Origin of the sequence: Blastococcus colisei (assembly GCF_006717095.1) — a bacterium.
In the GTDB taxonomy this organism is placed as follows: Bacteria; Actinomycetota; Actinomycetes; order Mycobacteriales; family Geodermatophilaceae; genus Blastococcus_B; species Blastococcus_B colisei.
This window is the reverse complement of the sequence record NZ_VFQE01000001.1, coordinates 3,427,709-3,442,862: the sequence shown is the minus strand read 5'-3', so window position 1 is coordinate 3,442,862 and position 15,154 is coordinate 3,427,709. Positions and strand designations below refer to the sequence as shown.

16 protein-coding genes are annotated in these 15,154 nt (G+C 72.3%); 15 read left to right on the top strand and 1 reads right to left on the bottom strand.

The genetic code is table 11. From position 1 onward, the window contains the following. Nucleotide 1 precedes the first annotated feature (1 nt). From dnaJ to FHU33_RS16365, 12 genes are all read left to right on the top strand, one after another. The gene (gene dnaJ / locus FHU33_RS16420; RefSeq protein ID WP_142026295.1) at nt 2-1,135 is read left to right on the top strand and encodes a molecular chaperone DnaJ; all 1,134 of its coding nucleotides are present in this window, start codon (nt 2-4) and stop codon (nt 1,133-1,135) included. Nucleotide 1,136: 1 nt separating this feature from the next. Continuing rightward, complete coding sequence (locus tag FHU33_RS16415; RefSeq protein WP_142026294.1) at nt 1,137-1,904, top strand: 16S rRNA (uracil(1498)-N(3))-methyltransferase; 768 nt, start codon at nt 1,137-1,139, stop codon at nt 1,902-1,904. Between the two features lie 589 nt (nt 1,905-2,493). Continuing rightward, nucleotides 2,494-3,669, top strand: coding sequence for an ABC transporter substrate-binding protein (locus FHU33_RS16410; protein WP_142026293.1), 1,176 nt, complete (start codon nt 2,494-2,496; stop codon nt 3,667-3,669). 76 nt (nt 3,670-3,745) lie between these two features. Further along, complete coding sequence (locus tag FHU33_RS16405; RefSeq protein ID WP_142026292.1) at nt 3,746-4,621, top strand: branched-chain amino acid ABC transporter permease; 876 nt, start codon at nt 3,746-3,748, stop codon at nt 4,619-4,621. After that, entirely contained in the window at nt 4,621-6,447 is a 1,827-nt protein-coding gene (locus FHU33_RS16400) for a branched-chain amino acid ABC transporter ATP-binding protein/permease (protein ID WP_142026291.1), read from the top strand. Before FHU33_RS16405 ends, FHU33_RS16400 begins: the two co-directional genes overlap by 1 nt. After that, nucleotides 6,444-7,202: an ABC transporter ATP-binding protein gene (locus FHU33_RS16395; RefSeq protein ID WP_142026290.1), complete on the top strand. Its 759-nt coding sequence runs from the start codon at nt 6,444-6,446 to the stop codon at nt 7,200-7,202. The genes FHU33_RS16400 and FHU33_RS16395 overlap by 4 nt, the downstream gene beginning before the upstream one ends. Before the next feature lie 9 nt (nt 7,203-7,211). Beyond that, on the top strand, nt 7,212-7,571 hold the full coding sequence (locus FHU33_RS16390) for a histidine triad nucleotide-binding protein (protein ID WP_211355157.1): 360 nt from the start codon (nt 7,212-7,214) through the stop codon (nt 7,569-7,571). A 32-nt stretch (nt 7,572-7,603) separates the two neighbouring features. After that, nucleotides 7,604-8,422: an enoyl-CoA hydratase/isomerase family protein gene (locus tag FHU33_RS16385; protein WP_142026289.1), complete on the top strand. Its 819-nt coding sequence runs from the start codon at nt 7,604-7,606 to the stop codon at nt 8,420-8,422. Nucleotides 8,423-8,573: 151 nt separating this feature from the next. Then, the gene (locus FHU33_RS16380) at nt 8,574-9,683 is read left to right on the top strand and encodes a PhoH family protein (RefSeq protein ID WP_246063721.1); all 1,110 of its coding nucleotides are present in this window, start codon (nt 8,574-8,576) and stop codon (nt 9,681-9,683) included. Between the two features lie 5 nt (nt 9,684-9,688). Further along, nucleotides 9,689-10,192: an rRNA maturation RNase YbeY gene (gene ybeY / locus FHU33_RS16375; protein ID WP_142026288.1), complete on the top strand. Its 504-nt coding sequence runs from the start codon at nt 9,689-9,691 to the stop codon at nt 10,190-10,192. Continuing rightward, complete coding sequence (locus tag FHU33_RS16370) at nt 10,189-11,544, top strand: hemolysin family protein (protein WP_142026287.1); 1,356 nt, start codon at nt 10,189-10,191, stop codon at nt 11,542-11,544. The genes ybeY and FHU33_RS16370 overlap by 4 nt, the downstream gene beginning before the upstream one ends. Nucleotides 11,545-11,550: 6 nt before the next feature. Then, on the top strand, nt 11,551-11,886 hold the full coding sequence (locus FHU33_RS16365; protein WP_142026286.1) for a cytidine deaminase: 336 nt from the start codon (nt 11,551-11,553) through the stop codon (nt 11,884-11,886). Here the strand turns inward: FHU33_RS16365 and FHU33_RS16360 are convergent. Next, nucleotides 11,883-12,473 (bottom strand): hypothetical protein, encoded by a 591-nt coding sequence (locus tag FHU33_RS16360; RefSeq protein WP_142026285.1) that lies wholly within the window; start codon nt 12,471-12,473, stop codon nt 11,883-11,885. The genes FHU33_RS16365 and FHU33_RS16360 overlap by 4 nt on opposite strands. Before the next feature lie 128 nt (nt 12,474-12,601). Here FHU33_RS16360 and era point away from each other — a divergent pair, with 128 nt between their 5' ends. The 3 genes from era to FHU33_RS16345 are packed head-to-tail and all read left to right on the top strand — an operon-like array spanning nt 12,602 to nt 15,065. After that, nucleotides 12,602-13,519: a GTPase Era gene (gene era / locus FHU33_RS16355; RefSeq protein ID WP_142026284.1), complete on the top strand. Its 918-nt coding sequence runs from the start codon at nt 12,602-12,604 to the stop codon at nt 13,517-13,519. Continuing rightward, nucleotides 13,519-14,304 (top strand): DNA repair protein RecO, encoded by a 786-nt coding sequence (gene recO / locus FHU33_RS16350; RefSeq protein ID WP_142026283.1) that lies wholly within the window; start codon nt 13,519-13,521, stop codon nt 14,302-14,304. The genes era and recO overlap by 1 nt, the downstream gene beginning before the upstream one ends. Then, nucleotides 14,301-15,065 (top strand): isoprenyl transferase, encoded by a 765-nt coding sequence (locus FHU33_RS16345; RefSeq protein ID WP_142026282.1) that lies wholly within the window; start codon nt 14,301-14,303, stop codon nt 15,063-15,065. Before recO ends, FHU33_RS16345 begins: the two co-directional genes overlap by 4 nt. The last annotated feature ends 89 nt before the right edge of the window (nt 15,066-15,154 follow it).

Here is a 15,154-nt window from a genome sequence, read left to right as displayed (position 1 = left end):
GATGGCGACCGACTACTTCGGCGTGCTGGGCGTGGCCCGCGATGCCAGTGACAACGACATCAAGCGCGCCTACCGGAAGATGGCGCGGGACCTGCACCCTGACGTCAACCCCGACCCGGGGGCCAAGGAGCGCTTCCAGCAGGTCACCCGCGCCTACGAGGCGCTGACCGACCCCGACAAGCGCCGCATCGTCGACCTCGGCGGCGACCCGTTCGACCCGAGCGGTGGCGGCGGCGCCAGCGGCTTCGGCGGCGCCGGGTTCGGCGGGCTCGGCGACATCATGGACGCCTTCTTCGGCGGGGCGGCGACGCGCGGACCGCGCAGCCGCACCCGGGCCGGGCGGGACGCGCTGATCCCGGTCGAGCTGGAACTGGACGAGACGGTCTTCGGCATCACGAAGGACATCACCGTCGACACCGCCGTCCTCTGCACCGTGTGCACCGGTGCCGGCACCGCGCCGGGCACCCACCCGACCACCTGCACCACCTGCTCGGGCAGGGGAGAGGTGCAGAGCGTCCAGCGCGGCTTCCTCGGGCAGGTCGTCTCCAGCCGGGTCTGCCCGACGTGTGCAGGAACCGGCCAGGTCATCCCCGACCCGTGCCGGGAGTGCGGCGGCGACGGTCGGGTCCGCTCGCGGCGCACGCTGCAGGTCAAGGTGCCCGCGGGCGTCGAGGACGGCATGCGCATCCGGCTCACCGGCCAGGGTGAGGTCGGCCCCGGCGGCGGCCCGGCCGGTGACCTGTACGTGGAGATCCACGAGCGGCCGCACGACGTCTTCACCCGGGACGGCGAGGACCTGCACTGCCGCGTCACGCTGCCGATGACCTCGGCGGCCCTCGGGACGACGCTGAGCCTCAAGACCCTGGACGGCGAGGAGGATCTCGACATCCGGCCCGGCACCCAGTCCGGCAGCGTGCTGACCCTCCGGGCGCACGGGGCGCCCCGGCTGCGCGGGACCGGCCGCGGCAACCTGGTCGTGCACGTCGAGGTCGCCACCCCGACCCGTCTGGACGCCGAGCAGGAGAAGTTGCTGCGCGAGCTCGCGGCGCTGCGCGGAGAGGACCGGGCCGACGCCAACCGCGAGGCGCAGGGCGGGTTGTTCTCCCGGGTCCGCGACGCGTTCAACGGCCGCTGAGATGACCGACGTCGGCGCCCCGGAGCTCGACGGCGCCCCGCTGTTCCTGCTCGACGCGCTGCCCGAGGCCCTCGATGACGGTGCAGAGCTGCTCGTCGACGGTGCCGAGGGCCGGCACGCGGTCGAGGTGCTGCGGCTCGCGCCGGGGGAACGGGTGCGGGTCGGCGACGGTCAGGGCACGGTGGCCGAGGGAGACGTCGTGTCGGCCGGAGCCGAGGGACTGCGGGTGGCGGTGCGCGCCCGCTTCGAGGTGCCCGAGCCCGACCCCGGGTTCGTCCTGGTGCAGGCGCTGCCGAAGGGCGACCGGGGCCCGCTGGCCGTCGACCTCGCGACCGAGCTCGGGGTGGACCGCATCGTGCCGTGGACGGCCGCGCGGTGCGTGACGCGCTGGCGCGAGGACCGGGTCGCCAAGGGCGTGGCCAAGTGGCGGTCGACCGCCCGGGCGGCGTCGAAGCAGTCGCGGCGCCCGCGGGTGCCGGAGGTCACCGAGCCGATGACCACCCGCGAGGTGTGCGGGATGCTCGCCGACGTCGACCTCGCCGTCGTGCTGCACGAGCAGGCCCGCCGGCCGCTCTCCGGGCTGCAGATCCCGCAGAGCGGCACGATCGCGGTCATCGTGGGCCCCGAGGGCGGGCTCACCGACGGCGAGGTGGTCGCCTTCCGCGCGGCCGGCGCCGAGGCGGTTCGCCTGGGCCCCGAGGTGCTGCGGACGTCGACGGCGGGAGCCGCCACCCTCGCCGCCCTGTCGATGCGCACCCGCTGGGCCTGACCGAGCGCCCTCATGATCAGGTCTCCTGGTCAACAGGGGTCCTCCCTCACCGTCGATGGTGAGGTAGGTCCCTGAACGGTGAGGTAGGACGCCGTGAAGCGAGCCGAGGTCTGCGCCGGCCACCGCACTCCTCAGCAGCAGCGGCTGACCGGGTTCCTCTCCGCCGCATCGGTGGCGCTGCCGCTCGAACTCTCCCGGCACTCCCGTCGACGCCCTGACGGCGCGTGCCCGGTGGGGAGGACAGGAAGCCGACGCCGTTCCGGCTCCCGGAAGGGTTCGAACCCTTCGATCGAGTTCTGGACGGCATCAGCGCCCCCCGACGGCGGCGCGATCGCTCCCCGGGGCCGGACGCAACCATGCCCCTGGCGTCCCGGGACGGCGGCCGGTCACGTTCTGGGAACGGTCGCCCCGTACCACGGCCGAGGGCAGCCCGTCTGTGCCTACTGTGACGCCTGCAGCAAGCCGGCCCGGACACGTCGGCCGCAGCGTTCCGCCGGAAGGCGGAAGCCGGACGCCGCCCTCGCGTAGGGCTCCGGACGCGGATCATGCCGCGCCCGGTGCGGTCGCAGCGCACGACAACTGGAGAGACATGCGCACCAAGCTCAGCACCGTCGCCGCGGCCGCCGCGGCCGTCGTCGTCCTTGCCTCCTGCTCCTCCGACGACGGGGAGGGCGGCTCGGCAGCATCCGGCGAACTCGCGGGTGAGGGCACCGGTGACTCCTGCTCCATCGAGGGCGAGGTGCCGATCGGCGCCGTCCTCAGCCTGACCGGTGCGGCCGCCAGCTACGGGGAGTCCCAGCAGCGCGGTCTCGAGCTGGCCCTCGAGCAGCTCAACGAGAAGGAGGGCGTCACCTACGACCTCACGATCGAGGACGACCAGACCGACCCGCGTCAGGGCATCACGCTCTTCGACGAGTTCGTCTCCCAGGACGTCAGCCTGATCATCGGACCCACGCTCTCCAACGCGGCGGTGCAGTCCGACCCGATCGCGCAGGAGGCCGGCGTGCCGGTCCTGGGCATCTCCAACACCGCCGCCGGGGTCACCGAGATCGGTGACTACATCCACCGGAACTCGCTCACCGAGTCCGCGGTCATCCCGCAGACCATCGCCAAGGCCACCGAGGAGTACGGCCTGGAGAACGTCGTCGTCATGTACAGCAACGACGACGCGTTCACCGAGTCCGGCTACGAGGCGTTCGCTGCGGCGCTGGAGGAGGAGGGCGTCGAGGTCAGCGAGACCATCACCTTCTCCAAGTCCGACACCGACTTCCGCGCCCTGCTCACCCAGGCGCAGCAGAGCGAGCCCGACGCGCTGATCGTCTCGGCGCTCATCGAGGCGGCGATCCCGCTGGTCACCCAGGCCCGCGAGCTCGGCATCGACGTGCCGATCATCGGCGGCAACGGGTTCAACAACCCGCGGCTGATGGCCGACGCCGGAGAGGCCGCCGAGGGCGTCGTCGTCGGCGCCGCGTGGAACTCCTCGTCCGACAACCCGGAGAACCAGGCCTTCCTCGAGGACTTCCAGGCGGCGTACGACGCGCAGCCGGACCAGTTCGCCGCGCAGGCCTACACCGGTCTGATGCTCGTCGACCAGGCCGTGCGGGCCAACTGCTCGGCCGACCGCGAGAGCATCAAGGAGGCGCTCGGCGAGCTGGAGAACATCCCGACCGTGCTCGGCGAGTTCTCCATCGACGAGAACCGCGACGCCGTCCACCCGGCCGTCGTGCAGGTCGTCCAGGACGGGCAGTTCGCCGTCCTCGAGTGATCCCGGGCATCCTTGCCCGGCCGGGAGACCGGCCGGGCAAGGACGCTGCCCGCATCCACCACCAGTTAGGACCGCTGTGCAGCAACTGCTCAACGGCATCTTCATCGGCTCCATCTACGCTCTGTTCGCGATCGGGTTCACCCTGGTCTTCGGCATCCTGGACCGACTGAACCTCGCCCACCCCGCGGTGTTCGCCGCCTCGGCATTCGTGGGCATCGAGCTCGTCGAGCGCGGCGGGCTCTCCCTGTGGGCGGCGCTGCCGATCGTGTTCGTCTTCGGTGCGGTCCTCGGGCTGGTGATCGAGCGGTTGGCGTTCCGGCCGCTCAAGGGCCGGGCCGACGCCCACTTCGCCGGGCTCATCTCATCGATCGCGCTCGCCGGCATGCTGATCGCCCTGCTGCAGTGGCGGTACGGACCGGACACGCGCCGCTTTCCGGCGGGCTCGTTCCCCGACACGCGGTTCGACGTCGCCGGCGCGCAGGTGACCCTGGTCCAGGTGGTCATCCTGGCCGTCTCGCTCGCGCTGATGGTCGGCCTGACCTACATGGTCACGCGGACCCGGCTCGGCCGGGGAATGCGTGCCGTCGCCGAGAACCCGACGGCGGCGCGTGTGCTGGGCGTGAACGTCGACCGGATCACCGCGGTCACCTTCGCCATCTCCTCGGCGCTGGGCGCCGTCGCGGGCGTGCTGTTCGCCATCAACGTGAACACCGCGCAGCTGGGCATGGGCTCTGCCATCGAGCTCAAGGGTCTGGCGGTGATCATCGTCGGGGGAATGGGCTCGCTGCCGGGTGCCCTCATCGGCGGGCTCGCCCTGGGGCTGGCCGAGGTCTTCGCCGTGCAGTACATCGGCTCGTCGTGGCGTGACGTCATCGCCTTCGGCCTGCTGTTCGTCATCCTGCTGCTGCGACCGCAAGGGCTGCTCGGCGCCCGGAAGGTGCGGGAGGTCTGATGCTGCTCGAGTACGCCACCCCGCTGACCTTCATCGCGCTGGGCGCGATCTTCGCCTACTCCTTCTACGCCGTGCTGATCGCCGGTCAGCTGAGCCTGGGCCAGGCCGGCTTCGCCTCCCTGGCCGCGTTCACCGGCGCCAGCCTGGCGCCCAGTGCGGACGACGTCGGCGACGTGCCGGCGCTGCTGATCGCGGTCGTGATCGGCATGACGGTCGGTGCGGTGGCGGCCGTCGTCCTCGGCCTGCCGACCATGCACCTGCGCGGGGTCTTCCTCGCCATCGCCACCCTCGGGTTCGCCGAGGCCGTGCGCATCGTGTTGCTCAATCAGGAGTGGACCGGTGGCGCGCAGGGGCTGGGCGTGCCCCGGGTCCTCACCGTCGGGATGGCGTGGACGGCGCTGGCCGTCGTCGCGTACTGGTTCTGGCGGATGGGACGGTCGCGCTACGGGCGGGCGCTGGAGGCGATCCGCGAGGACGAGCTCGCCGCCCGCTCGATGGGCATCGACGTGGGCCGCCACCGGCTCGCGGCGTTCGTCACCGCCGGCGCGGTGGCGGGGCTCTACGGGGTCCTGTACGCGTACTACGTCCGGCTCATCGCGCCCGGCGACTTCGACTTCGTCGCCGCGGTCGAGGGGCTGGTCACCGCGGTGGTCGGCGGCTCGACGATGTTCCTCGGCCCGCTGCTGGGCAGCGGCTTCCAGACGATGATCCCCGAGATCCAGCGGGCCGTCGGGGTGGAGGCGGGCTGGATCCGTCCCTTCATCGCCAGCCTGCTGCTGCTCGTCGTGATCCTCTTCCTGCCCGGCGGCCTGGCGAGCCTCATCCCGCGGCGCAGCCGGATGCCGACGTCCGACGGCGACGGCGGCCACCGCGGGGCACGCCTGGCCACACGGCGTCACCCGGCCGCCGGCGAGACGGTCGCGACGCTGGCGGGGCTGGGCAAGGAGTACGGCGGCGTCCATGCCGTCCGCGACATCGACCTGGAGATCCGCGGCGGCGAGGTCGTCGGGCTGATCGGTCCCAACGGGGCCGGCAAGACGACCCTGGTGAACATGATCAGTGGGCTGGTGCCGCCCAGCTCGGGGAGCGCCACGGTGCTCGGGGTGAGCATCGGCCGCACCCCGGTGCACAAGCTGGCCGGGGCGGGCGTGAGCCGCACCTTCCAGCACTCCAAGCTGTTCAACCGCCTCTCGGCGCTGGAGAACGTGCTGGTCGGCGGCCACCTCGTCAGCCGGCCCACGTTCCTGCGGCGGCTGTTGTGGCTGCCCTCGGCGCGTCGCGACGAACGGGCGGCCCTCGAGCACGCCGCCCGGTGCCTGCATCGCGTGGGGCTGGGCGACCTGGCCGGCAAGCGCGCGTCGTCCCTCTCCTACGGCGACCAGCGCCGACTGGAGATCGCGCGCGCCCTGGCCTCCGACCCTTCGCTGCTGATCCTCGACGAGCCGGCCGCCGGCATGAACCACGTCGAGGCGGCGAAGCTGTCGGCCCTCATCACATCGCTGGCCGCGGACGGCCTGACCATCCTGTTCATCGAGCACAACGTCGGGATGGTCCTGGAGACCTGCACGCGCGTGGTGGTGCTGAACTTCGGGGAGGTCATCGCCAGCGGCACCCCCGACGAGATCGCCGCGAACCCTGCGGTCATCGAGGCCTACCTCGGCACCCAGGACGACGAGCCGCTGACCGGGGCGGTCGCCGAGGGCACCGCCGATGACCCGACCGGGGGCGCAGGAGTGAACGCTCCGGCCGGCGCCGTCACGAACGTGGACCCGAGTGCGGCCGGCACGCTGGAACCACCGGACACGACATCGAGGGATGCGACGTGAGCGACCCCATCCTCAGCGTCGAGGGACTGCGGGTCAGTTACGGGCGGGTCCAGGCCGTCCGTGATGTCTCGTTCCAGGCCGAGCAGGGTTCCCTGGTGACGCTCGTCGGGGCCAACGGTGCCGGGAAATCCTCGGTGATCAATGCCGTCTCCGGGATGCTTCGCCCGTCCGGCGGACGGATCACCTTCGATGGGCACGACGTCACCCGTACCCCGGCGCACACGCTCGTGAAGCGGGGGTTGGTGCAGGTGCCCGAGGGGCGCCAGATCCTGGCCACCCTGACCATCGAGGACAACCTGCAGATGGGGGCCTGGCACACCAGCGGGACGGCGCAGAAGTCGATCGCGGCGATGTACGAGCGCTTCCCGGTGCTGGCCGAGCGTCGCGCGCTGCCCGCCGGGGCGCTCTCCGGCGGTGAGCAGCAGATGCTGGCGATCGCCCGGGCGCTCGTCGCGGAGCCCACCGTGATGCTCATGGACGAGCCGTCGATGGGGCTCGCGCCGAAGATCGTCGACGAGGTGTTCCGCGTCATCGAGCAGATCCGGGCGTCGGGCACCACGGTGGTGCTGGTCGAGCAGAACGCCCGCCGGGCCCTGCGCGCCGCCGACCACGGGTACGTGCTGCAGACCGGGGAGGTGGTCCACTCCGGCCCGGCCGCCGACCTGCTCGCCGACGAGCGGATCGTCGAGGCCTACCTCGGGGTCGACACCGACTCCCGACGGCGGGGCGGTGCCACCGACCGCGGTGGGCTCTAGGGTCGGGCCGTGAGCGACTGCCTGTTCTGCCGCATGGTCGCCGGTGAGATCCCCGCCGACGTCGTCCACCAGACCGACCGCGTTATCGCGTTCCGCGACATCAACCCGCAGGCGCCGACGCACGTGCTGGTCATCCCGAAGGAGCACCACCGCAATCTCGGTGCCCTGGCCACGGCCGACGCCGGGCTGCTGAGCGAGGTGGTGCTGGCCGCCCGCGACGTGGCGCGTCAGGAGGGCCTGGTCGACGACGGCGGTGTGGAGCCCGGCTACCGGGTGGTCACCAACACCGGCCCGCAGGCCGGCCAGTCCGTCGACCACCTCCACCTGCACGTGCTGGGCGGCCGCGGCCTCGGCTGGCCGCCCGGCTGAACCAGGACGAGGCGCCCTGCGAGGATCGGCTCATGACCGACACCGCACCCCTCCGGATCGAGCGGGACGGCGACGTCGCCGTCGTCGTCCTGGACAACCCGCCGCTGAACCTCTTCGACGGGGCGGCCTTCGACGCGCTCGAGGCCGTCGCGGGCGAGCTGGTCACCCTCACCGACCCCGCACGCGCCGACCGCGCGCGGGCGGTGCTGGTCGAGGCCCGCGGCAAGGTGGTCTCCGGCGGGGTGGACGTGACCGAGTTCCAGGCCATCGCCGAAGGGCCCGAGCCGGCGAAGCGGGGCGCGGAACTCTGGGCGCGGCTGCTGAAGGTGTCGCAGACCTTCGAGGACCTGCCGGTGCCGACCGTCTTCGCCGCGCACGGGCTCACCCTCACCGCGGCCTTCGAGCTCGCCCTGGCCTGCGACATCCTGCTGGCCGCCGAGAAGGCGTCCTTCGGCCTGGTGGAGATCGTCGTCGGCCTGACCCCCTCGATGGGCGGGCCGCAGCGGCTGGCCGAGCGGGCGGGGCCGGCTCGGGCGCGGGAGCTCGTCTTCACCGGTGAGCGCTACCCGGCCGCCGTGCTGGAGCGCTGGAACGTGGTCAACCGCGTGCTGCCCGACGAGGGCTTCGCCGCAGCGGCCCGCGAGTACGCGCACCGCGTCGCCGCGGGGCCGACCGTCGCCCACGCCGCGACCAAGCAGCTGGTGGCCGCGACGGTCCGCGACGGCGCCCGCGCCGCCGACGATCTCGTGCCGGAGGTCTCCGGTGCCCTCTTCGCCACCGCGGACCTCCGCGGCGCCGTCGCCTCGTTCCTCACGGAGGGCCCGGGGAAGGCGACGTACTCCGGCCGGTGACCGGGCGCGGCGCTACCCCTGAGGAGCGGAGCCGCGATTCCGGTGGCCCGACGCGGGTAGACTCGACGGGTCCGCTTTGCCCCTCTCAGGAAGGCAGGGTCGAGGGTTCTTGCCCGACACCTCCCCAGGCGTCCCCGCGCCGGGTGCCCACATGTCCCGTGAGGCGTCCGCGCAGGCCGCCGCCGCGGACGTCGCCCGAGTCGCGTCGCCTGCTCCGCTTCCCGGACAGGCGGCGACGCCGGTCCGGGCCACCATCACCGTCCCCGAGTCCGTCTCGATGGTCGCCCTGCTGGGGTCGGCCGACGAGCTGCTGCGCCTGGTCGAGGCCGAGGTCGACGCCGACGTGCACGTGCGCGGCAACGAGATCGCCGTCACCGGGCTGCCGGCGGACAACGCCTTCGCCGTCCGTGTCTTCGACGAGCTGATCGCGCTGCTCGGCACCGGTCAGCAGCTGCGTCCCGACTCGGTCCGCCGGGTCATCGCGATGCTGAAGAGCGGCGGGTCCGAACGCCCGGCCGACGTCCTCAGCCTCGACATCATCAGCCGTCGGGGCCGCACGATCCGGCCCAAGACGCTGAACCAGAAGCACTATGTCGACGCGATCGACCAGCACACGATCGTGTTCGGCATCGGGCCGGCGGGTACCGGCAAGACCTACCTGGCCATGGCCAAGGCGGTGCAGGCGCTGCAGACCAAGCAGGTCAACCGGATCATCCTCACCCGGCCGGCCGTCGAGGCCGGGGAGCGGCTGGGCTACCTGCCCGGCTCGCTGTCGGAGAAGATCGACCCCTACCTGCGGCCGCTGTACGACGCGTTGCACGACATGGTCGACCCCGAGTCGATTCCGCGTCTGATGGCGTCGGGAACAATTGAAGTAGCGCCATTGGCGTACATGCGGGGTAGAAGTCTTAATGATGCTTTTGTCATTCTCGACGAGGCGCAGAACACCACCGCCGAGCAGATGAAGATGTTCCTCACCCGGCTCGGCTTCGGGTCCAAGATCGTGGTCACCGGTGACGTCACCCAGGTGGACCTGCCCGGCGGCGCGCAGAGCGGGCTGAAGATCGTCCGGGAGATCCTCGACGGGCTCGAGGACGTGCACTTCGCCAACCTGACCAGCTCCGACGTCGTCCGCCACCGCCTGGTGGGCAACATCGTCGACGCCTACGAGCGGTGGGACGCCACCCGGCAGCCCACCGCGACCCGACCGGGTGCCGGCGCACCGGTCCGGACGTCCCGACCGCGCCGATCGGGGAGCTGACCGGCGTGCCCGTCGAGGTGGCCAACGAGTCCGAGATCGCGGTGGACGAGGCCGAGCTGGCCGGGGTCTGCCGGTTCGTGCTGGGCGAGATGCAGGTCAACCCCATGGCCGAGCTGTCGGTGCTCTGCGTCGACGTGGAGTACATGAGCAGCCTGCACGAGCGCTGGATGGGGGAGAAGGGGCCGACCGACGTCCTCGCCTTCCCGATGGACGAGCTCGACACCGCCCGTCCCGACGACCCCGAGCCCGGCCCGGCCCTGCTGGGTGACGTCGTGCTCTGCCCCGCGGTGGCGGTCCGGCAGGCTCGTGCGGCCGGGCACTCCATGGACGACGAGCTGATCCTGCTGGCCACGCACGGGGTGCTGCACCTGCTCGGGTACGACCACATGGAGCCCGACGAGGAGAAGGAGATGTTCGGTCTCCAGCAGAAGCTCATCGAGGGGTGGCGGACGGCGCCGCGCGAGCCGGTGACCGGTGCGCCCGTGACGCGGGAGTCCGGTCCCCGATGAGTTCCGGTGCGATCACGCTGCTCGTGATCGCGATCCTGCTGGTCCCCCTGGCCGGCCTGTTCGGTGCCATGGAGGCAGCCCTCCAGCGGGTCTCCAAGGCCCGGGTCGAGGAGATGCGACGCGACGGCGTCAAGCGCGCGGACGGCCTCGAGGAGGTCGTGCTCGAGCGCGCCCGGCACGTGGCGCTGCTGCTGCTGCTGCGGATCGTCTGCGAGATGTTCGCCGCGGTGCTGGTCGCGCTGTTCTTCTTCGACCTGTGGGACAGCACCTGGCAGGCGGTGTTCGGGGCCGCGGGCACCATGATCGTGGTCAGCTACGTGCTGGTCGGCGTCGGGCCCCGCACCCTGGGCCGCCAGCACTCCTACGGCGTCGCGCTGGCCACCGCCGGGGTCGTCAAGCTGCTCGGCCGGATCCTCGGACCGGTCGCGACGCTGCTCATCCTCATCGGCAACGCGCTCACGCCCGGCCGCGGCTTCCGCGACGGCCCGTTCTCCTCCGAGGTCGAGCTGCGCGAGCTGGTCGACATGGCCGAGGAGCGCGGCGTCGTGGAGTCCGGCGAGCGCAACATGATCCACTCGGTGTTCGAGCTGGGCGACACGATCGCCCGCGAGGTCATGGTTCCGCGCACCGACGTCGTCTGGATCGAGCGCACCAAGACGGTGCGCCAGGCGCTCGCGCTCGCGCTGCGCAGCGGGTTCAGCCGCATCCCGGTGATCGGCGAGAACGTGGACGACGTCGTGGGTGTCGTCTACCTCAAGGACCTGGTCCGGCGGTCGCAGAACAGCAACGACAGCCGCGGTCCGCGCGTCGAGGAGCTGATGCGGCCGCCCACGTTCGTCCCGGAGTCGAAGCCGGTCGACGAGCTGCTGCGGGACATGCAGGCGGCCCGCGTGCACATCGCGATCGTGGTCGACGAGTACGGCGGCTTCGCCGGCCTGCTGACCATCGAGGACATCCTCGAGGAGATCGTCGGGGAGATCGCCGACGAGCACGACGCCTTCCAGCGCCCGCCGGTGGAGGAACTGGCCGACGGCTCGGTGCGGGTCACCGCCCGGCTGCCGGTCGGGGACCTCGCCGGACTGTTCGGCGTCGAGCTGCCGGAGGACGACGACGTCGAGACCGTCGGCGGCCTGCTGGCCCGCGAGCTGGGCCGGGTGCCGATCGAGGGGGCGTCGGCGGAGATCAGCGGGCTGCGGCTGGTGGCCGAGAGCACCGGCGGGCGCCGCAACCGCATCGACACGATGCTGGTCTGCCGGGTCGAGGAACCGGAGGACGAGGACGCGGAGAAGTCGCGCGGGACGTCGGGCAAGGGGGCCACCCGCTACGAGGAGCCGGCCCCGGTGGAAGGCTGACGCCCCGTGGCCGATGAATTGCAGCCCGAGGACGCCAAGCTCGTCACCCTCGCCCGCTCCGCCCGCGGCCGTACCGGTGCACTCGAGGGGGCGGCCGTCCGCGACACCGACGGGCGCACCTACCTCGCCACCACCGTCGACCTGCCGTCGCTGAAGCTGTCGGCCCTGCAGGCCGCGGTCGCCGCCGCCGTCTCCAGCGGTATCGAGGGCCTGGAGGCGGCCGCGATCGTCTCGGCCGCCGACGCCGTGGAGCAGGAGGGTCTGGCCGCCGTCCACGACCTGACGCCGTCCGCACCGGTGCACCTCGCCGCCCCGGACGGGAGCCTGCGCACCACCGTCTAGCGGTCGAGGGGAACCCCGAGGGCCGCCGAGAACGCCTCGGGGTCGCGCACCCACAGGGTGAACGCCTGCTCGTCGCCTTCGCCCTCCGCCAGGTGCCGGACGGCGACACGGGTCCGCCCCGGCCACCACCCGCCTCGGCGCTTCGGTGTGGGCCAGCCCTCCGGCGGACGACCGACGCGCGCCTCCCGCACCAGCAGCAGCGGGAGCACGCGCGTCGGATCGGGACGCGTCGCGGCGACGTCGAAGGACATCCCGTGGGCCGAGACGGTGAACCGGCCGGTGCTCAGCACGAGGACGGTGATGCCCGCCGCGAGCGCCAGGGGCAGCTCGCCGCGGACCTCCGGCCAGCCCCCGACCCAGGCGAAGGCTCCCAGCCAGAGGCCGACGACGAGGACGACGAAGCCGATCGCCGTCGGTCCGGCCGGGCGGTACTGCCAGTAGCGCAGCGGGCTCGGCACGACGGTGGCCGAGCGCTTCGGGCCCCAGCCGACGACGAAGCGGAAGGCACGGGTCTGCTCGACGTGCAGCCGGCGCTCCCGGGCCACGGTCGCCTGCGGTGGTCGTGTGCCGCTCCGTCGTCCTGCCACGCCGCGATCATCCCAGCCCGCTCCCGGGGTGGTGCTCCTGCTCCTGGAGTGGTGCCGAAGCCCAGGAGCGGGACGAACACTCCCGGAGCGAGATCGGCGCCGTCGGACCCCGGTGGGAGACTGGAGCGGTGAGCACCCCGGACCAGCCGCCGCACCGCAGCGGCTTCGCAGCCCTCGTGGGCCGCCCCAACGCCGGGAAGACCACGCTGACCAACGCGCTGGTCGGCGAGAAGGTCGGCATCGTCAGCAACCGCCCGCAGACCACGCGGCACGCGATCCGCGGGGTGGTGCACAAGCCGAACGGTCAGATCGTCCTCGTCGACACCCCCGGCCTGCACAAGCCCAAGAGCCTCCTGGGCAGGCGGCTCAACGACGTCGTCCGGGACACGCTCTCCGACGTCGACGTGATCGTCTTCTGCATCCCCGCCGACCAGCCCGTCGGCACCGGCGACGCGTTCATCGCCCGCCAACTGGGCGAGGTCACGGCGCCGATCGTCGTCGTGGTCACCAAGACCGACGCCGCCTCGAAGAAGCAGGTCGCCGAGCAGCTGATGGCCGCCAGCCGGCTGGTCGAGGCCGCCGAGGTCGTACCGGTCAGCGCCGTGAGCGGCGACCAGGTGGAGCTGCTGGAGAACCTGCTCATCGGGCTGCTTCCCGAGGGCCCGCCGCTCTACCCCGAGGAGCAGACCACCGACGAGGACGTCGAGCGCCAGCTCGCCGAGCTCATCCGCGAGGCGGCCCTGGAGAAGGTGCGCCAGGAGGTGCCGCATTCGCTCGCGGTCAGCATCGAGGAGATCGTCCGCCGTCCTGACCCCAAGAAGGCCGGGAGCGAGCTGGTCGAGGTGCACGCGCTGCTGCACGTCGAGCGGAACAGCCAGAAGCCGATGCTGCTGGGCAAGGGCGGGCAGATCATCAAGGCGATCGGCAGTGAGTCGCGAGCCGGGATGGAGACGTTGCTCGGTGCCCGGGTGCACCTCGAGCTGCACGTGACGGTGCTGGGGGAGTGGCAGGACGACCCCAAGAAGCTGAACCGCCTGGGGTACTGATGGCGCACACGCCGAAGGCGCTGTACCGGGACGAGGGCATCGTCCTGCGCACCCAGAAGCTGGGCGAGGCCGACCGGATCGTCACCGTGCTCACCCGCCGGCACGGCAAGGTGCGCGCGGTGGCCAAGGGCGTGCGGCGCACCAAGAGCAAGTTCGGCTCCCGGCTCGAGCCGTTCAGCCACGTGGACCTGCAGTTCTACACCGGGCGCAACCTCGACATCGTGAACCAGGCGGAGTCGATCCGCTCCTACGGCAACGACGTCGTCGACGACTACCCGTCCTACACCGCCGGCACCGCCGTCCTGGAGACCGCCGACCGGCTGACGTCGGAGGAGAAGGAGCCGTCGCTCCGGCTGTTCCTGCTGGTCGTCGGGGCGCTGCGGGCGCTGGCCGACCGCACGCACCCCGCCGGGCTGGTCCTCGACGCGTTCCTGCTGCGGTCGATGTCGGTGGCCGGGTGGGAGCCGGCGCTCACCGACTGCGCCCGGTGCGCCGAGCCCGGTCCGCACCGGCACTTCTCCGTGCCCGCGGGCGGCTCGGTGTGCCCCGCCTGCCGGCCGACCGGTTCGGCGATGCCGAACCCCGTGACCATCGACTTGCTCGACGCGCTGCTCACCGGCGACTGGGACCGCGCCGAAGCGGCGCAGGGCACCAACCGCCGGGAGGGCAGCGGCCTGGTCGCCGCCCTGCTGCAGTGGCACCTGGAGCGCGGCCTGCGCTCGTTGCCGCTGGTCGACCGGTCCGATCAGGCGGCGCCCCGCGGGAGCGAGCTGATGACACCGTGACGCGCGAGGTGAAGGCGCCCGACCCGCACCCGTCGGGCGCCCTGCCGCCGGACCTGCCCAAGGACAAGATCCCCAAGCACGTCGCGATCGTCATGGACGGCAACGGGCGGTGGGCCAAGCAGCGCGGCCTGCCGCGGACGGCGGGCCACGAGGCGGGGGAGTCGTCGCTGTTCGACTGCGTCGAGGGCGCCATCGAACTCGGCGTCACCGCGATCAGCGCCTACGCCTTCTCCACCGAGAACTGGCGGCGCAGCCCCGACGAGGTCCGCTTCCTCATGGGCTTCAACCGTGACGTCATCCGCCGGCGGCGCGACGAGATGCACGACCTCGGCGTCCGGGTGCGCTGGGCCGGTCGCCGCCCGCGGCTGTGGCGCAGCGTCATCAGGGAGCTCGAGGTCGCCGAGGAGCTCACCCGCGACAACGACGTCCTCACGTTGACCATGTGCGTCAACTACGGCGGCCGGGCGGAGATCGCCGATGCCGCGGCGGCGATCGCCCGTGAGGTGGCGGCCGGCCGGCTGGACCCGGACAAGGTCGACGAGTCCACGGTCGCCCGGTTCCTCGACGAGCCGGACATGCCCGACGTCGACCTGTTCGTGCGCAGCTCCGGCGAGAACCGGACCAGCAACTTCCTGCTGTGGCAGTCGGCCTACGCCGAACTGGTCTTCCTGGACACGCTGTGGCCCGACTTCGACCGGCGGCACCTGTGGGCGGCCTGCGAGGAGTACGCGTCGCGGCAGCGGCGCTTCGGGAGCGCCTGAACAGCAGCAGCGGCGCTGTATCCGGTCCCGAACCGGTCGGCTCCTGACTACGGTGCTCATCCTCCGGGCGAGCACCGCCCCCTGCGCCG

Coding starts and splice junctions, on each gene's coding strand:
- dnaJ (WP_142026295.1), top strand. CDS start 2: ATGGCGACCGACTACTTCGGCGTGCTGGGCGTGGCCCGCGATGCCAGT.
- FHU33_RS16415 (WP_142026294.1), top strand. CDS start 1,137: ATGACCGACGTCGGCGCCCCGGAGCTCGACGGCGCCCCGCTGTTCCTG.
- FHU33_RS16410 (WP_142026293.1), top strand. CDS start 2,494: ATGCGCACCAAGCTCAGCACCGTCGCCGCGGCCGCCGCGGCCGTCGTC.
- FHU33_RS16400 (WP_142026291.1), top strand. CDS start 4,621: ATGCTGCTCGAGTACGCCACCCCGCTGACCTTCATCGCGCTGGGCGCG.
- FHU33_RS16385 (WP_142026289.1), top strand. CDS start 7,604: ATGACCGACACCGCACCCCTCCGGATCGAGCGGGACGGCGACGTCGCC.
- FHU33_RS16380 (WP_246063721.1), top strand. CDS start 8,574: ATGTCCCGTGAGGCGTCCGCGCAGGCCGCCGCCGCGGACGTCGCCCGA.
- FHU33_RS16370 (WP_142026287.1), top strand. CDS start 10,189: ATGAGTTCCGGTGCGATCACGCTGCTCGTGATCGCGATCCTGCTGGTC.
- recO (WP_142026283.1), top strand. CDS start 13,519: ATGGCGCACACGCCGAAGGCGCTGTACCGGGACGAGGGCATCGTCCTG.